This is a genomic window from Flavobacterium sp., from assembly GCF_041392085.1.
In the GTDB taxonomy this organism is placed as follows: domain Bacteria; phylum Bacteroidota; class Bacteroidia; order Flavobacteriales; family Flavobacteriaceae; genus Flavobacterium.
Genome location: NZ_JAWKMW010000006.1, coordinates 260,297 through 283,992, shown reverse-complemented (window position 1 = coordinate 283,992; position 23,696 = coordinate 260,297). Strand labels below are relative to the sequence as shown.

Annotated in this window: 22 protein-coding genes; 3 read left to right on the top strand and 19 right to left on the bottom strand. The window is 33.7% G+C overall.

What is annotated here, in order from left to right:
* Positions 1-6: 6 nt before the first annotated feature.
* Positions 7-378 (bottom strand): ribosome silencing factor, encoded by a 372-nt coding sequence (rsfS, locus tag R2782_RS06110; RefSeq protein WP_371267199.1) that lies wholly within the window; start codon positions 376-378, stop codon positions 7-9.
* A 93-nt stretch (positions 379-471) separates the two neighbouring features.
* On the opposite strand from rsfS, the gene R2782_RS06105 reads away from it, so the two are divergent.
* A complete protein-coding gene (locus tag R2782_RS06105) occupies positions 472-1,200 on the top strand; it encodes a biotin--[acetyl-CoA-carboxylase] ligase (RefSeq protein ID WP_371267198.1) in 729 nt (242 codons plus the stop codon).
* A gap of 37 nt (positions 1,201-1,237) precedes the next feature.
* On the opposite strand, the gene R2782_RS06100 is transcribed toward R2782_RS06105, so the two are convergent.
* From R2782_RS06100 to aroB, 4 genes are all read right to left on the bottom strand, one after another.
* Positions 1,238-1,681 (bottom strand): DNA primase, encoded by a 444-nt coding sequence (locus R2782_RS06100; protein ID WP_371267197.1) that lies wholly within the window; start codon positions 1,679-1,681, stop codon positions 1,238-1,240.
* Between the two features lie 11 nt (positions 1,682-1,692).
* On the bottom strand, positions 1,693-2,667 hold the full coding sequence (locus tag R2782_RS06095; RefSeq protein WP_371267196.1) for a deoxyhypusine synthase family protein: 975 nt from the start codon (positions 2,665-2,667) through the stop codon (positions 1,693-1,695).
* An 87-nt stretch (positions 2,668-2,754) separates the two neighbouring features.
* Positions 2,755-4,155, bottom strand: a complete 1,401-nt coding sequence (locus R2782_RS06090) for an arginine decarboxylase (protein WP_371267195.1) — start codon at positions 4,153-4,155, stop codon at positions 2,755-2,757.
* Positions 4,156-4,445: 290 nt separating this feature from the next.
* Positions 4,446-5,513: a 3-dehydroquinate synthase gene (aroB, locus tag R2782_RS06085; RefSeq protein WP_371267194.1), complete on the bottom strand. Its 1,068-nt coding sequence runs from the start codon at positions 5,511-5,513 to the stop codon at positions 4,446-4,448.
* A 113-nt stretch (positions 5,514-5,626) separates the two neighbouring features.
* On the opposite strand from aroB, the gene R2782_RS06080 reads away from it, so the two are divergent.
* Positions 5,627-6,799, top strand: coding sequence for a proline dehydrogenase family protein (locus tag R2782_RS06080; RefSeq protein WP_371267193.1), 1,173 nt, complete (start codon positions 5,627-5,629; stop codon positions 6,797-6,799).
* Between the two features lie 52 nt (positions 6,800-6,851).
* Here the strand turns inward: R2782_RS06080 and R2782_RS06075 are convergent, their stop codons facing one another.
* From R2782_RS06075 to R2782_RS06045, 7 genes are all read right to left on the bottom strand, one after another.
* On the bottom strand, positions 6,852-8,270 hold the full coding sequence (locus tag R2782_RS06075) for an alkaline phosphatase (RefSeq protein ID WP_371267192.1): 1,419 nt from the start codon (positions 8,268-8,270) through the stop codon (positions 6,852-6,854).
* A 129-nt stretch (positions 8,271-8,399) separates the two neighbouring features.
* A complete protein-coding gene (lysA, locus tag R2782_RS06070; RefSeq protein ID WP_371267190.1) occupies positions 8,400-9,605 on the bottom strand; it encodes a diaminopimelate decarboxylase in 1,206 nt (401 codons plus the stop codon).
* Between the two features lie 144 nt (positions 9,606-9,749).
* On the bottom strand, positions 9,750-10,799 hold the full coding sequence (locus tag R2782_RS06065) for a serine hydrolase domain-containing protein (RefSeq protein WP_371267188.1): 1,050 nt from the start codon (positions 10,797-10,799) through the stop codon (positions 9,750-9,752).
* A gap of 18 nt (positions 10,800-10,817) precedes the next feature.
* Positions 10,818-11,555: a DUF6090 family protein gene (locus tag R2782_RS06060; RefSeq protein ID WP_371267187.1), complete on the bottom strand. Its 738-nt coding sequence runs from the start codon at positions 11,553-11,555 to the stop codon at positions 10,818-10,820.
* 43 nt (positions 11,556-11,598) lie between these two features.
* On the bottom strand, positions 11,599-12,228 hold the full coding sequence (locus tag R2782_RS06055) for a DUF4386 domain-containing protein (protein WP_371267186.1): 630 nt from the start codon (positions 12,226-12,228) through the stop codon (positions 11,599-11,601).
* A gap of 313 nt (positions 12,229-12,541) precedes the next feature.
* Positions 12,542-12,937, bottom strand: coding sequence for a YciI family protein (locus R2782_RS06050; RefSeq protein WP_371267184.1), 396 nt, complete (start codon positions 12,935-12,937; stop codon positions 12,542-12,544).
* Positions 12,938-13,386: 449 nt separating this feature from the next.
* Positions 13,387-13,950, bottom strand: coding sequence for a phosphoesterase (locus tag R2782_RS06045; protein ID WP_371267183.1), 564 nt, complete (start codon positions 13,948-13,950; stop codon positions 13,387-13,389).
* A gap of 276 nt (positions 13,951-14,226) precedes the next feature.
* On the opposite strand from R2782_RS06045, the gene R2782_RS06040 reads away from it, so the two are divergent.
* On the top strand, positions 14,227-15,789 hold the full coding sequence (locus R2782_RS06040) for an IS1182 family transposase (protein WP_371267182.1): 1,563 nt from the start codon (positions 14,227-14,229) through the stop codon (positions 15,787-15,789).
* Between the two features lie 197 nt (positions 15,790-15,986).
* On the opposite strand, the gene R2782_RS06035 is transcribed toward R2782_RS06040, so the two are convergent.
* The 7 genes from R2782_RS06035 to R2782_RS06005 form a co-directional block, all read right to left on the bottom strand.
* On the bottom strand, positions 15,987-16,586 hold the full coding sequence (locus R2782_RS06035) for a DUF6624 domain-containing protein (RefSeq protein ID WP_371267181.1): 600 nt from the start codon (positions 16,584-16,586) through the stop codon (positions 15,987-15,989).
* 253 nt (positions 16,587-16,839) lie between these two features.
* The gene (locus R2782_RS06030) at positions 16,840-17,913 is read right to left on the bottom strand and encodes a serine hydrolase domain-containing protein (RefSeq protein ID WP_371267180.1); all 1,074 of its coding nucleotides are present in this window, start codon (positions 17,911-17,913) and stop codon (positions 16,840-16,842) included.
* A 170-nt stretch (positions 17,914-18,083) separates the two neighbouring features.
* A complete protein-coding gene (locus R2782_RS06025; protein ID WP_371267178.1) occupies positions 18,084-18,680 on the bottom strand; it encodes a hypothetical protein in 597 nt (198 codons plus the stop codon).
* A gap of 158 nt (positions 18,681-18,838) precedes the next feature.
* Complete coding sequence (locus R2782_RS06020; RefSeq protein WP_371267176.1) at positions 18,839-19,909, bottom strand: hypothetical protein; 1,071 nt, start codon at positions 19,907-19,909, stop codon at positions 18,839-18,841.
* Positions 19,896-20,855: a hypothetical protein gene (locus R2782_RS06015; RefSeq protein WP_371267174.1), complete on the bottom strand. Its 960-nt coding sequence runs from the start codon at positions 20,853-20,855 to the stop codon at positions 19,896-19,898. Before R2782_RS06015 ends, R2782_RS06020 begins: the two co-directional genes overlap by 14 nt.
* Positions 20,856-21,026: 171 nt before the next feature.
* Complete coding sequence (locus R2782_RS06010; RefSeq protein WP_371267173.1) at positions 21,027-21,740, bottom strand: hypothetical protein; 714 nt, start codon at positions 21,738-21,740, stop codon at positions 21,027-21,029.
* 61 nt (positions 21,741-21,801) lie between these two features.
* The gene (locus R2782_RS06005) at positions 21,802-23,523 is read right to left on the bottom strand and encodes a tyrosine-type recombinase/integrase (protein ID WP_371267172.1); all 1,722 of its coding nucleotides are present in this window, start codon (positions 23,521-23,523) and stop codon (positions 21,802-21,804) included.
* Positions 23,524-23,696: the final 173 nt, after the last annotated feature.

The window sequence follows — 23,696 nt, the reverse complement described above, 5'->3', positions numbered from 1 at the left end:
CAATTTTTAAATTTTATTTGGTATTGTTGTAATTTTGGCATCTCCCCACAACCCTTCGATATTATAAAACTCCCGCACATGTTTTTGGAAAACGTGAACAACGATGTCAACATAATCCATTAAAACCCATTCTGCATTGTCAGTACCCTCTACATGCCATGGTTTGTCTTTTAATTCTTTTGAAACAGTTTTTTGTACTGAGTTAACGATGGCGTTAACTTGTGTATTAGAGTTTCCGTTGCAAATAATAAAATAATCACAGACCGTATTTTCAATTTCACGCAAATCTAAGATGTCGATGTCATTCCCTTTTACTTCTTCTATCCCTTTGATGATGTTTAGTAACAACTCATCTTTACTAACTTTCTTATTCGTCATTTACTATTCTTATATTTTCGCAAAGTTATCAAAAATTGTGTTTATTTTTGAAGCTTAACACAACTTTAGAACGATTTTTATATTATCCACGTTATGCATATTATCAAACTAAGTGCCATAGATTCCACTAATGACTATTTAAAGCAGTTAATCTCGAATCAAGTAGTTTCAAATTTTACCGTAGTTGTTACAGATAGTCAAAATAAAGGCAAAGGTCAAATGGGGTCTGTATGGTTTTCTGAGTCCGGTAAAAACTTGACATTTAGTGTTTTAATAAAGGATTTGATAATTGATGTACAGCAACTTTTTACATTGAATATTGTGATTTCGTTGGCTATTATTACTGTTTTTGAAAAATATAGAATACCGCAGTTACGTGTGAAATGGCCAAACGACATTATGTCAGGTAATCATAAAATTGGTGGCATTTTGATTGAAAATAGTTTTAAATCGGATGGAGAAGTTTATTCAATCGTTGGGATTGGATTGAATATCAATCAAATGAATTTTGATACTTTGCCGAAAGCTTCTTCTTTAAAATTAATAACCGGATTGGATTATAACTTAGCTAATTTGCTTTCTGAGCTTTGCCAATCCATTCAACAATTTGTGCAACGCATGTATGCTCAAACGGACTCAATTTGGGATTTATATCACCAAAAATTATTTAAAATTGGTGTTCCGATGGCTTTTGAGGATAAATATGGTAAAAAGTTTATGGGAATTATTCAAAGCGTTTCAAAGGATGGGTTATTGACAATTTTAATGGAGGATGATTTGCAGGTCTCATTTGCTATCAAAGAAGTGAAAATGTTGTATTAAAAAAAAAGGAGCCATTCAGGCTCACTCTTTATTAATTTTAATATTCATCTTCATCGTCGTCATCCGAAGGTTCATCGTCGTCAAAATCGTCGTCTTCATCATCATCATCCGAGCCACCGGCATCTTTTAATAAATCGATTTCTACATCATCATCTGAAGGTGCATCTTCATCTTCTTCATCAACATCAACTTCATCAATATCTTCCTCTAAATCCAGTCCTTTTACCGGTGCAATTGATTCTACTTCAACATCTAAATCCTCATCCTCTTCGAAGTTTTCTATTCGGGTGGCTAATTTTTTACTGACTTTAACCAAATAAATAGTATCTTCTGTACGAACTTCAACTGCTTCAATTAACTCGTTTTGAGCGTTTCGAAAGCGAATGATGTCTGTGTCTTCATATCCGTCGGGAAATTTTTCTACCAACAGCGATAAGATGTCGTTTGTTAATTTAGCATAGTCAACAATAATTCTTCTCATAAAAAAATCTGTTATAAATCAAGTAAGTAAGCAAAGATTAAAGGGGCTACAATGGTAGCATCGGATTCTATAATAAATTTGGGAGTGGTTATATCCAGTTTACCCCATGTAATTTTTTCATTGGGTACGGCACCGGAATAGGAACCGTAACTGGTGGTTGAGTCAGAAATCTGACAAAAATAGCTCCAAAACGGAATATCATGCATTTCCATATCTTGGTATAACATCGGCACCACACAAATTGGGAAATCTCCGGCAATACCACCTCCAATTTGGAAAAATCCAACACCTTTTCCGGATGAATTTTTCGGATACCAATCGGCCAACCACATCATATATTCTATACCACTTTTCATGGTGGTAGGTTTGAATTCACCTTTGATACAATAAGAGGCAAAAATATTACCCATCGTACTGTCTTCCCATCCCGGTACAACTATAGGTAGATTCTTTTCAGCAGCAGCAACCATCCAAGAGTCTTTCGGGTCAATTTCATAATATTGTTGTAAAACACCCGAATTAATCATTTGATACATGAATTCATGCGGAAAATAACGTTCTCCTTTAGCATCGGCATTATGCCAGATGTCGTATAGATGTGATTGCAATCTGCGGAATGCTTCTTCTTCCGGTATACAAGTGTCAGTTACTCTATTGTAATGATTTTCTAATAAATCCCATTCTTCTTGTGGACTCAAATCACGGTAATTAGGTACTCTTTTATAAGAATCATGAGCGACCAAATTCATTATATCTTCTTCTAAATTAGCACCGGTACATGAAATGATGTGTACTTTGTCTTGACGAATCATTTCGGCTAATGATTTTCCTAACTCAGCTGTACTCATTGCACCGGCTAATGTAATCATCATTTTACCGTTTTCAAGCAGATGTTGCTCATATCCTTTGGCAGCATCCACTAAGGCAGCAGCATTAAAATGAAGATAGTTTTTTTCAATAAATTGACTTATAGGTCCTTTATTCATTTTATAATTCTTAAGTTGTACTTGTTCTTATTTGAGTTCAAAGAAAAACTTTTTTTCCGAAAAGAAAAATTCTTTTTACTCAAATTATTATTTTTTATCGTAACCCAAAATCGAAAGTACTTCTTCTGCACTTTGTTGTTCAGAAAATACTTCGGTGGCTAAAATGCCGTTTTCGTCTCTATCGATTAAAATGTGTTTTGGTTGCGGTATCAAACAATGGTGCAAACCACCAAAACCGCCAATGGTTTCTTGATAGGCTCCTGTATTGAAAAAACCAATATACAACGGTTTTTCTTTATTGTATTTTGGTAAATAGACCGCATTCATGTTTTGTTCAGAATTGTAATAATCATCGCTGTCACAAGTTAATCCTCCTAACAAAACCCGCTCATAGGTATCGTTCCAACGATTAATCGCTAACATCACAAAACGCTTATTGATTGCCCAAGTATCCGGTAATGTGGTGATGAATGATGAATCAATCATATTCCATTTTTCACGATCGTTTTGTTGTTTTTGATATAAAACCTGGTAAATGGCTCCACCACTTTCGCCAACGGTAAATGAACCAAATTCAGTAAAAATGTTGGGTACATCTACATCCGCTTCTTCACAGGCAATTTTTATCTGATTGATAATTTCATCAATCATATATTGGTAATCGTATTCAAAGGCCAATGAGTTTTTAATAGGGAATCCGCCACCAATATTTAAACTATCCAACGTTGGACATTCTTTTTTTAATGAAACATATACTTTCATACATTTTAACAACTCATTCCAATAATAAGCTGTATCACGTATACCGGTATTGATAAAAAAGTGAAGCATTTTCAGCTCTACATTTTTATTTTCTTCAATTTGTTTTCTATAAAAGGGAACAATGTTTTTGTACCCAATACCTAATCTGGAAGTGTAAAATTCAAATTTTGGTTCCTCTTCGGCAGCGATGCGAATGCCAATTTTAAATTTACCGTCAATTTTTTCCTGAAGTAAATCCAATTCTTCAAAATTGTCAATGACCGGAATAGTTTTATTGTGTCCGTTATTGATTAATCGAGCGATATTTTCAATATATTGTTCACGTTTAAAACCATTGCACACCACATAGGTGTTTTTATTGATTTTTCCTTCGGCCATCAAGTTTTCTACAATGTTGATATCAAATGCAGAGGAAGTTTCTATATGAATGTTGTTTTTAAATGCTTCATTCATAATAAAGCTAAAATGCGAACTTTTGGTACAATAGCAATAATAATACTTTGCATCGTATTTGTTTTTCTCCATTGCTTTTCTAAACCAACCTTTTGCACGATTGATGTTGTTAGAAATCTGTGGTAAATAGGTGAACTTTAGAGGTGTTCCATATTGTTCTACAATTTTCATCAAATCAATATGGTGAAATTGTAGGTTATCTTTGTTTAGGGTAAATTCTTCTTGTGGGAAGTAGAATGTTTGATTGATTAAGTCGGAATATTTTGTGTTCATTTAGTTTTAGTATTTTAGATTAATTGTTTGCTTAAAAATAATTAATCTAAATTTTCAAACTCTAATATTTTCAAAAATAATAGGTAGTTTTTCGTTAAAGAGGCTAGAACATTCAGAAACATCTAAACCTAAAGGACTTTTTTTGAACTCTGATTTTCTTATGAAGCGTTGAAAAACACAATGAATATCACTGTTTTGAACAATTTTAATCGTTTTATTTGGTTTGTTTTTCATTGTGACAAATGTAAAAAATATTCTAAGCTAAATGCAAACCAAATCTTAAAAAAAAATTATCTTTTATAATCGTCAAAAGCATCGATAATCCAATCATTTTCGACCTGTTGATTAATTTTTATATGACCAATTCCATCTAACAAAACAAATTGCACCTTTCCATATTCATTTTTCTTGTCGTGAATCAATAAATTTAAGATAGGTTTAATGTCTTTATCATCAAATTGAATTGTTGTAAAATTAGCTTTGATAAGGGTTTTAATTTCATGGTATTCTTCCGTAGTAATTATTTCTTTTTGTAACGAAAGATAACTTTCCAAAATCATTCCAACAGCAATAGCCTCGCCATGTAACAGTGTGTTTTTTGCAGGGTTTTCTAAAAAATAGCTTTCAATGGCATGACCTAATGTGTGTCCGAAATTCAAGGCTTTTCGGATACCGTTTTCTGTCAGGTCTTGACTCACAATGGTATTTTTTATTTGGATGGACTGGTAAATGAGTTCATTTAAATCATCGAAAGTGAATTGACTCAAATTTTTAAATTTAGTCCAATACTGTTTGTCAAAAATGAGTCCGTGTTTTAACATTTCAGCTAATCCGGAACGCAATTCGTTTTGAGGAAGTGTCTCCAGATAAATGCTATCTATCAAAACCGCTCTAGGTGATTGAATTACCCCAATTTGATTTTTTAAATTGCCTAAGTCAACGCCATTTTTTCCTCCAATTGATGCATCAACCATACCCAGTAGGGTAGTTGGGACATTAATAAAATCGATTCCCCGTTTGAAAGTAGAAGCTACAAACCCACCGATATCGGTAATCACGCCACCGCCAACATTGATGAGTAAGCTTTTTCTATCACCACCTAATTCAGTGAGTGATTCCCACAATTGAATACATGTTTCAATATTTTTAAAACCCTCACCGGATTCTATTTCGATGATTTCAATTTCATTTTCGGTCGCCAATTGAGCTAAAAAGTGAGGAAGACAATTTTCATTCGTATTGGAATCAACCAAAATAAATAACTTAGAATAGTTTTGTTTTTTTAAAAAGGAATTTAAAAAAGCGTAGGATTCTTGGTTAAAATAAATGGAATAATCACCGGCTTGGATGGATTGCATGAAATTCAACTTTAGGTACGTTTAATTCAAAAAAAATTTGATACAAATTAAGTCAAAAAAAATATAACATTCTCAAACACTCCGTATCTTTGCTATATTATTTTCAACAAAATATGGAAAAAATCTTTGATAATACACAAGTTGCTTTTTCGTTAAAAAGTGATACTGAATTAGATAGAGCTTATTTTTTATTTAAAATGATTGATAGTGAACCACTCGTTCGTATTGGAACTGCGGTTACCAATTTTGCTCTCAAAGCCCATTTACCGGTAGAGGGTTTAATCAGGGCTTCGGTTTTTGACCATTTTTGTGGTGGAGTAAGTGAAGATGATTGTATGCCGGTGATGGAAAAAATGTTTACCAAAGGTGTTTGTTCTGTATTGGATTATTCTGTGGAAGGCAAAGAAGACGAGATAGAATTTGATGCCGCTATGAAAAAAACGCTAAAAATTATTGAATTTGCCAAAGAAAAAAAAGCCATTCCGTTTGCAGTTTTTAAGCCAACAGGTTTTGGACGGTTTGATTTATATAAAAAAGTAAGCAAAAAGAATCCTTTGACTTTTGATGAGCATGCCGAATGGGATAGGGTGGTAGCCCGCTATGAAACCATTTGTAAGTTAGCTTACGAGCGAGATGTTGCCCTGTTAATTGATGGTGAAGAAAGTTGGATGCAAGATGCCGCCGATGATTTGGTTGCACAAATGATGAAAAAATACAACAAAGAAAAAGCCATTGTATTCAATACGTTGCAAATGTACCGTTGGGATCGATTAGATTATTTAAAAAAACTGCACCAACAAGCCAAATCGGAAGGCTTTTATATTGGGATGAAGCTTGTTCGTGGTGCTTACATGGAGAAAGAGAACAAACGTGCTGAAGAAAAAGGATATAAATCTCCCATTTGTGAAACAAAGCAAGCAACCGATGATAATTATGATGCAGCCGTAGCCTATATGGTTGAAAACATTGACAAAATGGCCATTTTTGCCGGAACGCATAATGAATGGAGCTCCTACAAGTTAATGGAATTGATGAAAGAAAAAGGATTGGCTCCTAATGACGAACGCATTTGGTTTGGACAATTGTATGGTATGAGCGACAATATTAGTTTTAATTTAGCAGCAAATGGTTACAATGTGGCCAAATATTTGCCTTTTGGTCCGGTTCGAGATGTGATGCCCTACTTGATTCGAAGAGCAGAAGAAAATACTTCTGTAGCCGGACAAACGAGTCGGGAGTTGATGTTGATTAAGAAGGAGCGGGGAAGAAGAAAAATAGAAGAGTAAATAAAAAACACAGCCTTAAGCTGTGTTTTTTTAGATTATAAGGCAGGTAACTTTAAAATTTATTTTCCACCTCTGCTGCTTCCAGCATAAAATAATGTAAATCGGTGTTTTTAATAAAGGGTTTCAATTTTTCGCTTCCCGGTCCAAACATCGCCAATTCAGTATAATCGGCAGAATGATCCATACTTATCCATCCTACGGATGTTCTGCTTTTTTGCATTTCGGCAAAGATTTTATAAGGGAGGTTTTTATAATTATATAATCCGTCATCCTTTTTTTCCAAATTAGTATAATAACTTAAAATTGTTTTGGCTTCCTCATCAGTTAAGTTAAAACCATTCGCAAACGCAATCCGTTCCTTAATTTGATTGGTTGATGTGTTGGCTGTAAAACCATTTAATATCCATTCATTTGTATGTTTAAAATGTTGAACACTGTCAAAATGATTGTTCACATTGTGACCATATATTAATCCCGGATTGGCATTTCCATGGTCGGTGGTAATAATCACTAATGTCTCTTTGTCTTTTTCAGCAAAGTCGATGGCCGCTTTTACCGCTTCATCAAAAGCCACTTGATCATACAGTAATCCGGCAATATCATTAGCATGAGCTGCCCAATCTACTTTTCCGCCTTCCACTTGCAATACAAAACCATTTTTATGATTTTTCATGCTATCAATGGCTTTTTGAGTCATTTCGGCGAGAGTAGGAATGGTATTTACTAAATCTTTTATGTTTTTACAATCAATGGAGTAGGGAAGTCCGTCTTCAGCAAAAACACCTAAAATAGGCTTGGTGTTTGATGTAGCAAACATTTCTGCTCTTGTTTTTACTACTTGATACCCTTTGGATTGAAAAGCTGTATAGAGATCTTTTTTATCTGTTCTGGAGTTAGGAGAAAAATACTGTTGACCACCACCCATCAATACATCAAAATTTTGAGTTAAATAAGATTCGGCAATATCAGCTTGGCTGTTTCTACTTTTACTATTTACACAAAAACCGGCCGGAGTGGCATGCGTAATAGGAACGGTTGTTACACACCCCGCCATTTTACCGGCTTTTTTAAATTTTTGCCAAATGGGTAAATATTCTTCTCCGTTTACACCGATATTTAACGCACCGTTTTTCACACGAAAGCCACTTCCCCATGAAGAACTTGCAGCAGCCGAATCGGTAACAATAGAAGAGGCCGAAGCCATGTCCATTAACGCCCTAGAAACAATGTTTTCACGATATAAATTTAACCAGTTTGAACCTTTTCCGTTTTTTTGTTGAAGATATATATCGGCCATGTTTAACGTTCCGGAACTCATGCCGTCACTCACCAACATGATGATGTTTTTTGCTTTTTTATTTTTTTGAGCTGTTGCCACATCCTCAGATAAAAGTAAGGATTCAAGCGGATTAGCTAACGCTGCACCCAATGTAACCATTGAGCCGTTTTTGAAGAAATTCCTTCTGTTCATAGGGTATTAATTTTTTTCAAAAGTAGAAAAAGGAAATAAAAAAACCGTTAATTTAGTATTAATTACAAGTCAAAAAAAAAGTCGAAATTCAATTCCGACTTTTTTACAGTTATGTTGGTTAGCGTAATATCAAAAAGTAATCTCAATCTGATTTCTCAAAATATCCTCCATGTTTTCCTGTTGCCGAATTAAATGCCCTTTTCCTTCATACCAAAGTACTTCTGCCGGGCGATATCTTGAATTATAATTAGAAGCCATAGAAAAACAATATGCACCGGCATTTCGGAAACATAAAATATCTCCTTCTTTGATTTCAGCAATTCTGCGGTTGTTGGCAAACGTATCGGTTTCACAGATGTAGCCCACCACTGAATAAAAACGTTCTTTTCCTTTAGGGTTTGAAATATTGTCTATATGGTGATATGACCCGTATAACATTGGCCTGATTAAATGATTAAATCCACTGTCAATTCCTGCAAAGACAGTGGAAGTAGTTTGCTTCACCACATTTACTTTAGCCAAAAAATAACCGGATTCACTTACTAAAAATTTTCCCGGTTCAAAAGCCAAGGTTAGTGGGCGGCCATACTCCGCTTGAAATTGGTTAAAGCGTTTCGCTAATTTCTTTCCTAACTCTTCTACGTTGGTTTCAATGTCGTCTTTTTTATAAGGCACTTTGAATCCGCTTCCAAAATCTATAAAATCTAATGTTTTAAAATTTTTGGCTGTTTCAAAAAGAATTTCAGCAGCATACAAAAACACCTCAATATCTAAAATATCAGAACCGGTGTGCATGTGAATGCCGTTGATGTGCATATTTGTATTTTCTACAATGCGAAGTAAATGTGGCAATTGATGAATAGAAATACCAAATTTACTATCAATATGACCTACCGATATATTGGTGTTGCCGCCTGCCATCACGTGCGGATTGATACGAATGCATACCGGAGTTTGCGGATGTTTTGTACCAAATTGTTCTAAGATAGATAAATTATCAATGTTGATTTGAACACCCAATGCCGCTACTTCTTCAATTTCATCAATAGAAACGCCGTTTGGAGTAAAGATGATGCGATTCGGATCAAAACCGGCAGCTATGCCCAATTGAACTTCTTGAAATGAAACCGTATCTAAACCCGATCCGAGTTTATTAAAATATTTTAGTATTGAAAGGTTAGACAAAGCTTTGACGGCATAATTGATTTGCAATCGTTCTACTTTTGAAAAGGCATTGACTAAACGATTGTATTGAGATTCAATTTTTTCGGCATTGTAAACGTATAAGGGGCTTCCAAATCGCTCGGCTAAATGTAATAAATCGGAGGAGTTCATTTCAATTTTTCGGCAAATGTAGACGTAAAGTGAACAGCGTACAATTTTCTGACTGAATAAAACAAAAAACAACAAATTGTTATATTTGTAACAATAATGCGAAGCGAATTATACTACTAAGGTAGTATTGCTCTTTTGGAAAATCTATTTATTCCGATTACTTTTTTTTCTCAATATCTTTACAATTCGGTTGTATTCAATCTCTGATAAACTCCAAAGATAACCTTCAAAATTTACCGTATTGGTAAATTGAATGACTACCGTATCAATATCTGCATGGTATTTGGCAATTGTTTGGTAACCGGGAATTAATCCGGTATGTCCGAATTCATAAATAGCACTATAAATTTCTTGTTCTTTTTTATCTTTAAATACCGTACCGTCATTCAATGCTCGGATAAATTTTCCCAAATCTTTTGCTGTGGCAAGCATAGAACCATTGTTCTCTGTTTTTAAATCTTTGTCATATCCTACATAGTAACCACTCATAACATCCTCTATGTTTACATTTGTAATGGAGCCAAAAGTGTGGTGCAGGTTTAAAGGATCCAGAATTTCTTTTTGTATATAATGAAAGGTAGGATATCCTAGTGTTTTGTTAATAATTCTATCGATTAATAAATAATTTGTATTTGAATATTGATATTTTTCACCGGGTTTAAAATTAGCAGGTTTATTTAATATGAGAGCAAGATTTTCATCAGCTGTTTCTTTAGGATTTGCCCAATACATATAAGTGTCAGTATAATTTGGAATTCCGCTTTGGTGTTGTACCATCATTTTTAAGGTGATTTGCTCTGCATACTCAATTCGGCCTTTTAACTCGGGTAAATAATCGGTAAGGGTTTTATCTAAAGAAAGTTTTTCACTTCGCACTAATTTGGCAATAGCCAGGGCATAATAAAGTTTTCCTACACTGGCAATTTTAAAAAGAGCATTTTGATCAACCGGAATTCTGTTTGCTCTGTTTTTTAAACCAGCTACAAAATGTGCTGAATCATTTTTAGGTCCATCTACATATACAATAATTCCGTCAAAACCCATGTCCAATGCAGCGTTTACTTGCTCTTGTACAGAATTTGGCAAAGGTTTTACCCAAGCTTTTACAAGAGGCCAAGGAACAAAATAGAGCGAAATTATAGTTCCGACGAGCAGTATAATTCGAATACTATTTTTTTTGGGGTTTTTAATCATTGTTGATGAAGTGCGAATTTACTGTTGATCTAATTCTTGATTTATTTGTTTGATGATAGTATTCAAATCCTGCATCAAGGGTTCAAAATGTGCTTTTTCAGTTGCATAATTTGTGAAGATAAACATTAAGACATTATTATGAAATTCGTTTGAATTTAATAAAATCAGATTACTGATTTCTGTTTTGGTATTGGGTAAACCCAGCATATCAATAATACCGGCATGTTTAAAAATGGCACTTAAATCAGTTTCACTGTTTCGAAACATATCCAATACTTTTACGCGTTGAATCGACAACTCATCTTCTTGTTTTGCAACATCTTCTAATGAAGAAATCCAATTGGTTAATTCTTTTCGTAAGGATGTATTGCTCAGGTTTTTTAGATTACCCGAATTAATCATTTCATTCAAAAGAGAATTATTAGGATTATAGGCAATATCATTAGAAAATGTTTGATACAATAATTTAGAAAACAGTTCTTCTGTGGGTAATTGATTTTCTGAGTTGATATATTCAATTATTTTTTTTGCTCCGTTGTAATTTTTTTGATTAACGCTTCTCAATTCTTCTAACTTTCGTTTACTAATTTGAAATTCTTCCTTTAATCCATTCAAATAAATTTGTTCATTTTTTTTATCTAATCGGCGTTGATTCCAATTATTGATTTGTAGGGCTATCAAGATACCAATAACGACTAAAATAATTTCACCAATTGCATACTTTAAGTATTGAATGGTATTTGCTTGAAAGAGCATTTTTTTTCTTATTTTTCTAAAAAACTTTATCATTTCGATGTATTTATTTTATACGGTCTTTCTTGGCTAAAAGCCAAATTGCCAAAGCCATTTCACCAATAACGCTTGGTATAGCAACTAAAAGGATAAATATTGAACTGTATTTTTTATAATCAGAAAGCAAAAAATGTGCACCGGTATCTATAATGTACATACAGCCGGCAATAATGAGAAAAATAGAAATTAATAAAGGTCTTTTGAGTATTTGCCCTAAAAGAATGAGGTGGAAGCCAAAAAAGAATAACCCAATCAACCAAATGGTATTAAATGTATCAATGTGTTTGATGATTTCGACCTCAGACGATAGCGATAAACATTCTACAATAGCATAGACAGAAACACCCATTATGGCTGCATGCATCAGTCTGAAATAAGTACTGAGACTACTTAAAACATGGTCATGATATAGTTTTTGTAAGGCCCATGCTACTACTACATCAAAAACAACGGTGAGTAAAAAAGCCATTATTCCTAATCGTACCATCAGTTGATTTTCTTGTAGCGTTACCAAAGGCTCGTTTTGAATTGATGCTATTACAAAGAAATTGGCAAATACTGCGGAGAAAAAAATTATCAAATAGCTAATACCGGCAATGATTGATAGTGATCTGTGATTTACTGTTTTTTTGTTCATTTATAAAGTAAATGGAAATTTATTCCTTTGGTTATATCACTTGGTAAACATGTGACTTCAATAACAGACTTTTCAAATATACCATTAATTAATGGTTTTTAAAAATAACAGCTTTAGCAATAGCACACACAGTGGTATTTACTTAAAAGCAAATAAATACGAGCAAAATACTTTTACTCATCAATACTCAAAAAAGTGAAGTGAAATTAATTAAGCATGATGCAATTAAAAATTTGATATAAAGTTAATCTCAATTGGATTTACTGACTCAAAAAAAGGAAAGGAAGTAGGTTAATATTTATAATGCTATTTATTAATTTTTTTGTTCAATTGTTTTCATTGGCACAAACCATTGCTTTACTTCAACATTTAATAATCCATTTTTAACACAAGGGTCATCATTTGCTATTTTAAGAGCTTCTTCGATTTTTTCACAACTATAAATCATCATACCGCCGCTATTATCTAAAAAAGGACCACCCATGATGAGTTTTTTGCTTTCCAAAAAAGTTGACATGTATTTAACATGTTCCATTACATTGGGTTGTTCTTTAAAAGGCAATGATGCCACCCAATTTTTTCCCGGAGTATGGAATAGAACAAAAAATGTTGTAGGAGCTGATGGCTTATTATTTTGCGAGTATAAATCAGCTGATAAAAAAAAGAATAGGACAATTGATACAATTATTTCTTTAGCTGGTAACTTCATTTTATTTGTGTTGTTTGTTATTTTTATGGGCAAAAAATTTTTATCATTTCAGGTAAACAGATTTTTTATTCCGACTTGTTTTTTTCTATTTTGTTCAATTAGTAATGTTCCAATATAAAAACTTAAGCCTTCATTATGACTTCCAAACCAATAATTGCCATTACTGTCTTAAAAGATAGCTCGTATTCCAGAGGTGAATTTTAAGGTATCGGTTTGAGAAGTCGCTACCAATTCAGGATTATTAGCTTCTTTTTCGGTTGATTACTTTTCAACGCAGTTGCGATTTGTCCGTAGGCGTAGCCAATTTTGACTTAACGTATTTGTATAAGAAACGTAGGGCAGTTGACAAGCCGTACGTTTCGGTTAATGTCTAAAATTTGTAAGTAACAAGGACGTTTGAATTTAACTCCAAACGCCCTATGTTTTTTATACCTTGTTGTAGGGCGTTATTATCTATTACCCTTTTCAAATGGTGGTTTCCAGCTTTTAGTTTTCATAATCGCTTTAACCTCTTCATATGATAGTGGATAAAAATTATGACAATCAACTCCAATGTCAAATGAACGTGAAGTTGGGTCGTCAGATAATGTTCCGTGAGAATGACCGTATAAATGATATGCTCCCCAATGTGAAGCGTTCCATTCTCTCATTGCATAATGAAAAAGGACAATCAATTGTTCGCCTCTTTCAAATTCATCATCTTTAACGACTAGTTCATAATAGTCTTTTATCCATTCAAATCTTGAGTGACAATCTTGGGCTGATTTTTCGTGATTTCCATTAATCAGATAAATTTTTCCGTTCAGTCTGTCAAGAATTTTTCTTAATTTTCCCGAAGAAGAAAGTCCAACATCACCTAAGTGATAAACTTCATCTTCTGGGTTTACTTTTTCATTCCATTTTTGGATTAAAATTTCATCCATTTCATTCACATCCTTAAAAGGGCGTTCAGAAAATTTGATTATATTTTTATGTCCAAAGTGGTGGTCTGAGGTAAAATATATTTTACTCATCTTATTGTACTTTAAATTATAATTATTTTTTCACTCTTTTCGATTATTGAATTCTCAATTCAACTTTGGACTCCGAAGGTTACATCTTTCTATTTTTAAAGGTTCGCATATTATATTTTTATAAGTTTCAAATTTAAGGGTTTCTGTTTTAATGCCCTACAACGTCAGACTGTGAAAAAACCTCCACACCCGAGCGGTAGCGAATTGACGCAGTAATCCTTCTAACAAATATACCAAAAAACTTGTAAGAAAAACAGAAAAGGTTTATATTTAAAGATGCAACATATCCAAGGAATTTCCCGTAACCAGTTACAAGTATCGAGTTTAGAAGATACTATATCCGCTGAGAATCCTGTTCGATTTATTGACGCTTTTGTGGGTAATATCGATTTAGAAAAATTAGGATTTACCCCAAGAGTTTTAAAATCAGAAGGTCGTCCGAGTTTTGATACCGTAGTGTTTTTAAAAATCTATTTATACGGTTATCTCAACGGTATTCGCAGTTCGAGACGACTCGAAAAAGAATGCCTTCGCAATCTGGAGATGCAATGGCTGTTAGAGGCAATTAGTCCCAATTATCACTCGATAGCTGATTTTAGGAAAGACAATCCCCAAGCCCTGAAACAACTCTTTAAACTTTTTGTTTCGTTTTTAAAAGAGGCCGATTTAATTTCCGGAAATACCATTGCCATTGATGGCACTAAATCCAGAGCCCACAATAGCAAAAAGGCCAACTTCAATCAAAAGAAAATAGACAAGCACTTAGCGTATATCGAAGCTAAAACCGAAGAATATCTCACCGCTTTAGAGCAAAACGACAGCCAAGAAAACACCACAACGATTACTAATATTCAACAAAAGATAGAGCGTTTAAAGCAAAATAAAATCCGCTACGAACTGCTGGAAGAACAGCTCCAAGCCAGTGGCGAACCGCAAGTAAGTACTACCGATCCCGATGCTAGAGCTTTGTTGGTTCAAGGTCAAGTGGTCGAAGTGTCGTATAACATTCAAGCCGCCGTAGACGACAAACACAACTTGGTAGTAGCCACGCACACCATAAATCGAAATGATAAAAACGCACTTTCGGCCATTGCAAAGGAAGCCAAAGAAAACCTCGAAGTAGCAACCTTTACCGTATTAGTAGACAAAGGTTATCACAACGGAAGAGAAATAGAAACCTGTAAAAAAGACAGCATCACCACCATCGTAGCGGTTCCAGACCAAGGCAAGAGCAACGAAAATGGTACACAACCCGATTACTTGGTATCCAAGTTTATCTACAATAAAGAAAACAACACCTACACTTGTCCTGAGGGTCAAATTCTTACCACTTCGGGCAGTTGGCACAAGAAAACCAGAGATGGAGAAAATACAAGTTATATGTTCCAAAAATACCGCACATCAGCTTGCAAAACCTGCCCGGTAAAAGACCAATGCACCAGTAGAAAAGGAGGACGAGAAATCGATAGAAGCCAATATGCCGATGCCGTAGAAGAAAATCAAAAACGTTATCAAGCCAACCCTCAACTCTACCGAAAGCGGCAAGAAATAAACGAACACATCTTTGGAACAATCAAACGCAAATGGGGCTACAACTACACCGACTTAATAGGACTCGAAAAAGTAAACGGAGAACACAGCTTAATTATGTTGGTTTATAATATCAAACGCTCGATCAACATCCTTGGTGTACCCGATTTAATAGCCAAACTACACACTTGGAACTCACCCTACAAGAAAAAGTTCTTGTTTTGTTTAAAAACGACATATTTAAAGCTGTATTTAGCTCAAATCATTTTTGAAACCAATCAAAACACAACCCAATTTAGAGTGGCTTAAAACAAAGTTATAAGCGATTTATAAAATAAAATTTTGAAGGAAAGTGGGTTTTTTCACAGCCTGACGGTTTCGGGCTTTGCGTTCGGGCGGGTTTCGAAGCACAAAGTTTCTATTTATTACTAAAGTTTATGAGTAGCACAAAGCTTCAGGTTTGCACGTCAGCCCGCCTGACGCAAAACCCGTGTTAGTGGCTGTTTTTATTTTGTCCAACCTACATTTCTTTTCCATTCTTCAATTTCCTGCTTTCTTTTTTCAAGGTCTGTCGGTGGCAATTGATTTTCATTTTCCGCCTGTTTTCTTATAATCTCCGTTTGCTCTTCAAGTGTGTTAAGTCCTATTGATTTCCTTCTTTCATTTACTTTGGTTAAGTCGTCAAAATGATTTGGACTTAAATTTCCATATTCGTCCCAATCAAATTGAGTTCCGTAAAGTTGTTTCTTACCTTCAAAAACTGCTATTCTGTCAGTTAGATAGGCTAAACTTTTCGGAGCTGCTTTGTTTTCGCTAACGGCTTTTTTCAACAGTTTTGCACATTTTTTCATAAATTCAGGTTGTCCGATAGAATGTTGTATTATTAACCAAGTCGCCTCGTTTGCTTCTTTACCAACTTTGTCCATTGTCGGATAGCCGATTTTGTCTATTATGTCGCTTAATATTTTAGCATTTCTGTTATGCAACTCTTTCATTTCTTCGTTATACCCATTACTAAGTTGTCGGCTTTGAATTAGTTTCTCCCTTAATGCTAAGTCTGCATTTTTCAAGTCAATTATATTTTCAGCAATGCTTTTATAGTTCATTCTTTTGAAGTCGTTTTGTTCTTACGAAGTACCGTCCTAAAATAGCCACTAACGAGAAACGTATTGCTGAAGTGCGGGCTTTTACACCTGAAATTTCTCTTAAAAACTGCAAAAAGCAAAAAATGTTTTCCGCTGACTAAATTAATAAAAAATGGAAGCGGAAACATTTTTTTGCGACTAAATTTTACAAAACTTTTAACGCAAGAGCCTTCAATCCCGCATTTTAGCAATACGATGTTAGCTGCAGGTGTTTTTATTTAATTTGCTCAATAAATTGAAATCCTATTTCATTTAACAAATCATCTAATCTAAAATCTCCACTTTTATTTGTTAAAACCGTTATGACAAGTGATTCTTTGGGATATATTCTGTATTCTGTTGTGGTTCCTTGGTAACCTCCGTTATGCCCAAAAAAATAGTTTCCAAAAAAATCTCTTCTTGAAGAAAACCCAAATCCATATCCCGTTTTTTTTCCATCAAGTGTTTCTTGACTTTTAATAAGCTCTTTAATCGTTTCTTCTTTTAATAATCGGTCTTTATAAATTATTCCATTAGCTAATTTAATAATGTCTTCAGACGTAGAAATGTAACAACCTTGAGCGTGTTTGAATGTGCAATCCAGACAAGGAGCTAAAACATTTTGTCCTTTTTCTTCAATGTAAAAATTATTGTTTAAAGATTCGTTATTTTTAGAATCGGGAGTTATATTGTCAAGATTTAACTTATCTAAAATTAATTTTCGGTGACAATTTGTAATATTATCTCCACATTGTTGTTCAATTATTAAGCCAAGCAATTTATATCCGTAATTACTGTAACTCAATTGTTTTTTTGGTTCAAAAAGTAAATCGTCATTTTCAAAAGAGTTATAAAAATCCGCTTGTGAATATGTATTTTTACAATCGTATCTTTCTCCGGTTGGAACTCTTATAATTCCAGCCAAATGTCCTCCAACATCTTTAACTGTAAAGTCATATTTTTTCTTAGGTAATTTTTTTAGGTAAGAATATACACTTTTATTAATGTCAATAGAGTCCATTTCCATTAATTTTCCGATAGTTAATGCAGTTAGACTTTTTGTCATACTTGCAATTCTAAATTTTGTTTTTGACGGATCAATTGGTTCTTTTGTTTCTAAATTTGAAACTCCAAATCCTTTTGAATAGATAAGTTTATCTTTATAAGAAATTGAAATAGCAATCCCAGGAATTTTGTTTTTGCCTTGAAATTTCTCAACTAATTTCTCAGTTTTTTCAATTGAATTTTCAAAGTTTTGAGCAGTTAATTTTAATGAAAAAATTAATAGAAGGAAAAGGTAATATTTCATTTTTATACGTGATTTTTTGTACACTTGCAGCTAACGGTCTCGTATAACCGTCAGTTACGGGTTAAATTAGCGATTATTTTCGGTTTGGCACTGACGTTAGCAATTCCGAGTGGATTCGGACGTAGTCGAATCCGCCGTAATTGCGGTTATACATTGTTGTGCACTGGCTTTTATTCAATTATTTTTGTTTTATGATTATCAGACGAAATTCCAGTTTTGTATAGTTGATTCCAACCTCTTTCAGCATTTGCAACAAATTCCGTTTTCGTTATTTCTTTTCCAAAATAGTCGAAAATTTGAAAGTCTGTGAACCAAATTCTGATATCGATTGTCACAGCATCTTTTCCGATTTGTTCTGCAAATAAGTCAATCGTATTCATTTCATTCCAATTGTCTTTTTTAATTAGGTCAAGACTTAATTTTTCATTCCAATCGTCAAAGGTTTTGTCTCCAAGATTGATATATTCCCAGCCATACATTGAGTCCAACTTTAACTTGTCAAATTTTGACTTCAATTCAGTTTCGTTAATTTTTATTATTTCTGCTTTTTCATTGTCCCATTCTCCCAATCTGTAACTAATTGCTATTCTCCCAAAATCATTAAACATAAATTTGTGTCGGTCATCTTCTGGGAATTTATTTTCTGAATTCATAGAAATACAATCCATAAGGATTTCAACTGTATCCGATTTAATTCCAACATAGTTTATTTTCGATTCGTTAAATGCTAAATCGAGTTTTTCCTTATCTTTTTGTGTAATTCTCATTTTTTCAGCTTGTGCACAACGGCTGAGGCTAAAAGCTGGCGGGCATTTCGGAGCACTTCACTGTCAATTTACGATGCAGTTTATTAGTTGCACTGCCCTTCAAATTACCACACTCTGCCCGCTTGATTTTAGCCTTTGTTATGCAGTCGCCCGTTTATTTATTCATTGTCGTTCCAATATCTAGTTGTCAGGTAATTAATAAGTGTTTGATATTTAGCTTTATCTATGTTTGCAAGGAGATTCTTCGGCTCAATTATTTTATATTTATTAATGTCTGTCAAACATGATTCCCATGTTTCTTTCATACCTTTCATGCTGACAGGATATTCATATTGTAGCAATTCTTCGTTTTCGTTTGGAATTATATGTGCATGAATAAATTTTTCTGCTTTGGTTGTTTCAGTTTTCTTATTCGCTATCATTTGTTCTGCCCAAAGTGTCTGCCGCATAAGTTGGTAAAATGGCTCAAAAAAATACACAGAACTTTTGTAGTCATCTTCTTTCCATGAAAGTTGTTCTGAGCAATTAATCAGGTCGGAATATCGATGCAAACGCTCATTCCCTTTTCCCTCTTTTTCTTTCCCTCTATTTTCAATAGAATAATCTTTGTCTATCTTTCCGTCTTCGTGGTAATTTTCAGTATATTTCCATTCAATTGGAATGATTATTTTATTGTCGTCTTTAAGTTTACCATAAATCAACGCATCTACAGAAGTACACATTGTCCCACGAGTAAGCTTTTGACTCCCTTTTGTTTCGTTCAAATGGTCAATATTGCTAATAACTTCAAATGAAATGAACCCTGGTAAAAATGTATCTGATTCAATTTGCATGACATCTACAATTTCAGAATTAATCTGCTTTGCAATGGAAAGAACTGCTTCTTTGTCGTAACGTAGCGGATAAAGATGATTTAAACATGCAATTTGAGATGATAGAGTATGACCAGAAGGGATACAAAAACCAACGTCGGTGTCTCCTTCTAAATGATGAAATGAAATACTATTTAGAGCAAAATACAAGATTACTTCATCTGCAATTTGAGGATAAAAATTGTTTTTACTATTCATAAGTAAGTCGGCTTTCGGTAACCAAATGCCGTTTAGATTATTTTTGTCTCGTAAAAAGTATGGTTTCTTTCCTTTGTCGCCATTAAAAATTTTGCCAGCTTCGATTAGTTTTAAATCATGCTGTTTTCTTTTTTCTCTAAAACTATTATTCTCTTTCATAGTCAGTATGTTCTATGATATCATTAATTATCAACCCATCAAGATTTTGTTTTGAAAACAAGAAATTTACGTGTAGTGAATTATTTATGTCTGTTACATCGCCAAAGCTGGCTTGTACTGTTTTTTGGGATACTTTTTTACAATTCCAACGTTTATCACTAAAAAGATAACCCGACATTGTTTGTTTTGGAGTACTTCCATTAATATTTTCGGAATTATTATTCAATGTGATTACATAAAATTCATAGCCTCCAATATCCATTATTGATAGATTTTTTAATGAATCAGGAAGGTTTACTCCAAGAAACTTTTGACTCTCAATTATTTGACAAATTTCAAATTTGTCGAAATATTTTTTGTCTTTATATTTTTTAAAATCTTCGATGTGTTTGAATATTCCACTTTCCCCTCCAATTGCACCATTGCCGTATTTTAGTTCAATTAAAGCAACTTTCTGTGGTTTCTTTTTTGAAATAGCCATAATGTCAAACCGTCCATTAAATTTTGCTTCATTTTTCTGTTGTTGATTCTCAAATGCTTTTACCCATTCAACATCAAAACAGTACCATCTTGAATCCTTATTATTGTTGTTCAAAAGGACTAATTTTGATTGTGATTTTTTTTCGTCTGTCGCTTTAGTGTTACTGTTTGCTTTAATTGTTTGGTAATTTTTATAGATTTCGGAAGAATCAATTTTCTTTGTTTTATTACTGCCCTTATAATGTTTTCCATCAAGATAATATTTATCTATCTCACAAATTATTTTACCTTGTTTATATTCAACTTTCGCAATACTGTCGCAATTGTAATAAAGATTCAAATAGTTATTTCGAACTCCAATAAATAATTCGTCTTTATGGTCTGCTAAAAGCTTATCAAGTTCACATTGTTTGAATGCGTCTGCAAAGTCCTTATTTATTCCGCGTGTAATTTTTTTCACTGTCATCTTAATTTAAGTCGTAGTATCTTCTTCGGGTGCTGCATAACGGTCTAGGCTATGATTTCGTTGCGGAAAAATCCGCAGGATTCTTTCCGCCGTAGCCGAAAGATAGCAAATTTGCGTTGAATTCCGATGAGGAATTCAACCGCAATGAATTATAGCCATTGTTGCCTGTAGTTATTTTTTTATTTTTTCGTCTATCCAATTAATAATTCTTTTGGCAATTTGCTTTTGCATTCCTTTTGGTTTCTCGTCGAGAATAAATTCTACATCAAATCTTTCTCTTTCCAAGTCTTTAAGGAATTCGGTCAGATTCTCGTTATCCGAAACTTTGTATTCGTCTATTAAGTCATTTATTGAGTCTAATGCACTTTCTATATCCATAAATAGGTCATCGTCAATTTCCTCCAATTTGTCATAATTATCGTGGAAGAAATCGCAAATCAAATCAAATTCTTTTTGTATTTCTGAAAGTTTGATTTCGTTTGGAAAATCAAGTAAGGATTTAATTATTTCTTTGTCAGTCAGATTTTGAAATCGGTAACTAATCGTTTTGTCTGATTCCGAAAAGATATTTCCAAAATCTAATTTGATTAGAATTCCACTATTTTCGTTCCAGTCAGGTTCAGATTCTGCAATATTTGTTGTTGTATCGTCATAATGAAAGTCAATTTTTTTCAGAACTTTTTTTTCCAAGTCCAAAGCATCTTTTTCACTTAAATTTTCTTTTAAAACTAAAACTTTGTGCGGTTCAGACAGTTTTGAAACATATTCAGTCCATTTTTCGTTCCGAGAAGTCTTTGCTGATTTTCTGTGTCCTTTGCCTTTTCCAACGTAGAAAATTTCGTTAGTCGTTGGATTCAGATGTATGTAAACGTAATAGTCGTTCATAATTACAGGCAACTAGTAAATATACACAAGTTTATATAACTTTTTTTAATCCGCAAAATAACTACTCAAGTTTTTTCCTGTTATTTTCATCCACCATAATATCTAACGGACTTTTTATTTTATCCACGGCACTTTTGGTCAAATGCGTATAAATGGTGGTAGTCTTAATGCTGGCGTGACCCAAGAATTGTTGAATATAGCGAATATCCGTGCCATTCTCCAATAAATGCGTGGCAAAACTGTGTCGTAAGGTATGAACGGTAGCTTTTTTGCTTAATCCACTTTTTTCCAAAGCCTGTCGCATAACCGTTTGAACACTCGTAGTGCTGTAAGGTTCTCCGGCAAATTGTCCTTCAAAAACATATTGTTTGCCTTTGTACAATTTTTTATAAACCAGTAACGACTGAATAATTGAGTAGGGTAGCATAACCATGCGGTCTTTTTTGCCCTTTGCGTTCTTTAAATGAATCTTATGCTCATCAAACAAAATATCATTCCATTGTAAAGTCACAATTTCGCCTACACGTAATCCGGCTCCATACCCAATCAATAAAAGTAACTTATGCTTGGGGTTGTCTACAGCCTTAAATACTTGTAAACACTCCTCCATGGTTAGCACCGTTGGTAATTTTTTCTCTTTCTTTGGTCGAGGCAATTTAAACGTGTAATATTTTTTATCCAACACCTGATGGTAATAAAATTGAATACTATTTACCATTGTATGACCGCTGGAGGCACTTAATCCGCGTTCCATCAAGGAGGCCAAAAAACGGATGATGGCATCTGGCTCAATAGTAGCAGGATCTCGAAAGTCAAACTCCTTCAAAAACTGAATAAATGCACTACTGTAAGATTGTAAAGTGTTGTAACTGTAGTTACAGGCCATAATGGTGTCCATCATTTTTACTACAAAAGGCCTACCCACTTCCGGAACTTGGTCAAAAATACGCGTCTTTGCATTGCGTAATTCAATTTGTTTTCGGTTGGGTAAATGTTTCTTTTGTAGGTAATTGGGTGGAAGTTGATTGACCATTTCAATTGATAAAACGTCCATTTGTAAACCCAAACTCTCATAAGCTACGGGAGCAGCAGGAATCAAATAACAGTCTTTTATTTTGCTGTAACGTGCCATCGAAAAACGTTTGATTTTTTCATGTACGGCTACTAATTTAGGTACATAGACTTCCATCCAAGCCTCGTCTTCCAAATGAGGTTTAATGATGATTTTTTCGCCTTTAAAACTACGCTCTTTACTGAGGTAATCTTCACCAAAGAAATGAGGCTGTTCAAGAATTTGCTCCACCGATTTTTTTACATCCGGATGTCGCAAGGCCATGTAACATTTATAATTGGCATTCCAATAAACACCCTTAACCGATAAAAGTTGTTTGTTGATCAATTGATGATACCGCAATGTAAAAACCCAATATTTGCCAATGTTGTTTAACAGTTTCGGCTGTAATTTTGTTTGAAGTGAGGGTGTCACTTTGTGTTCAGGATTGTTTAGTGGTGGTAAACCTAACTGAATGTCGCTTGTTGCTGTGGGTGGAAGGTCACGGCTACTTGTTTCACCGGCCACCGGTTGCTGAATCTGTAAATCAGGAAATAAGGCTTTAAGTTGTTGATAAGCTACTTTGGAGTAATCGATGTACCAACATTGAAAAGTCTTGCTGTACACCGCACCAATCGTTTTTAATTGTTGTTGAATGGTATAATTTTTTTCAAAAAAAATACCAATGCGTACTGCTTCTCTGTGCTCAATTTTTCGGATAGATATAGTCATATGGCGTATAATAAAAAACAAATATATAAAAATAAATTATAAAAGTGACTAAGTGGCTAAGGTGCTGAGTGATACCTGTACTTATTCAATTTAAAAAACGCTTCACTTCTTAATGTTTAAAAAAAATAAAAATAATACTACAACAAAACCCAAAAAAAGACACTTTTTTTGGG

Bases quoted from the DNA above. Each gene is read 5' to 3' on its own strand.
- R2782_RS06055 (WP_371267186.1), bottom strand. From the start codon at position 12,228: ATGAACAAAAAAACAGTAAATCACAGATCACTATCAATCATTGCCGGT.
- R2782_RS06020 (WP_371267176.1), bottom strand. From the start codon at position 19,909: ATGAAAGAGAATAATAGTTTTAGAGAAAAAAGAAAACAGCATGATTTA.
- R2782_RS06010 (WP_371267173.1), bottom strand. From the start codon at position 21,740: ATGAACGACTATTACGTTTACATACATCTGAATCCAACGACTAACGAA.
- R2782_RS06025 (WP_371267178.1), bottom strand. From the start codon at position 18,680: ATGAGAATTACACAAAAAGATAAGGAAAAACTCGATTTAGCATTTAAC.
- R2782_RS06090 (WP_371267195.1), bottom strand. From the start codon at position 4,155: ATGAACACAAAATATTCCGACTTAATCAATCAAACATTCTACTTCCCA.
- R2782_RS06060 (WP_371267187.1), bottom strand. From the start codon at position 11,555: ATGCTCTTTCAAGCAAATACCATTCAATACTTAAAGTATGCAATTGGT.
- R2782_RS06040 (WP_371267182.1), top strand. From the start codon at position 14,227: ATGCAACATATCCAAGGAATTTCCCGTAACCAGTTACAAGTATCGAGT.
- R2782_RS06030 (WP_371267180.1), bottom strand. From the start codon at position 17,913: ATGAAATATTACCTTTTCCTTCTATTAATTTTTTCATTAAAATTAACT.
- aroB (WP_371267194.1), bottom strand. From the start codon at position 5,513: ATGCAATCCATCCAAGCCGGTGATTATTCCATTTATTTTAACCAAGAA.
- R2782_RS06100 (WP_371267197.1), bottom strand. From the start codon at position 1,681: ATGAGAAGAATTATTGTTGACTATGCTAAATTAACAAACGACATCTTA.
- R2782_RS06045 (WP_371267183.1), bottom strand. From the start codon at position 13,950: ATGAGTAAAATATATTTTACCTCAGACCACCACTTTGGACATAAAAAT.
- R2782_RS06035 (WP_371267181.1), bottom strand. From the start codon at position 16,586: ATGAACTATAAAAGCATTGCTGAAAATATAATTGACTTGAAAAATGCA.
- R2782_RS06075 (WP_371267192.1), bottom strand. From the start codon at position 8,270: ATGAACAGAAGGAATTTCTTCAAAAACGGCTCAATGGTTACATTGGGT.
- lysA (WP_371267190.1), bottom strand. From the start codon at position 9,605: ATGAACTCCTCCGATTTATTACATTTAGCCGAGCGATTTGGAAGCCCC.
- R2782_RS06080 (WP_371267193.1), top strand. From the start codon at position 5,627: ATGGAAAAAATCTTTGATAATACACAAGTTGCTTTTTCGTTAAAAAGT.
- R2782_RS06005 (WP_371267172.1), bottom strand. From the start codon at position 23,523: ATGACTATATCTATCCGAAAAATTGAGCACAGAGAAGCAGTACGCATT.
- R2782_RS06015 (WP_371267174.1), bottom strand. From the start codon at position 20,855: ATGACAGTGAAAAAAATTACACGCGGAATAAATAAGGACTTTGCAGAC.
- rsfS (WP_371267199.1), bottom strand. From the start codon at position 378: ATGACGAATAAGAAAGTTAGTAAAGATGAGTTGTTACTAAACATCATC.
- R2782_RS06065 (WP_371267188.1), bottom strand. From the start codon at position 10,799: ATGATTAAAAACCCCAAAAAAAATAGTATTCGAATTATACTGCTCGTC.
- R2782_RS06050 (WP_371267184.1), bottom strand. From the start codon at position 12,937: ATGAAGTTACCAGCTAAAGAAATAATTGTATCAATTGTCCTATTCTTT.
- R2782_RS06105 (WP_371267198.1), top strand. From the start codon at position 472: ATGCATATTATCAAACTAAGTGCCATAGATTCCACTAATGACTATTTA.
- R2782_RS06095 (WP_371267196.1), bottom strand. From the start codon at position 2,667: ATGAATAAAGGACCTATAAGTCAATTTATTGAAAAAAACTATCTTCAT.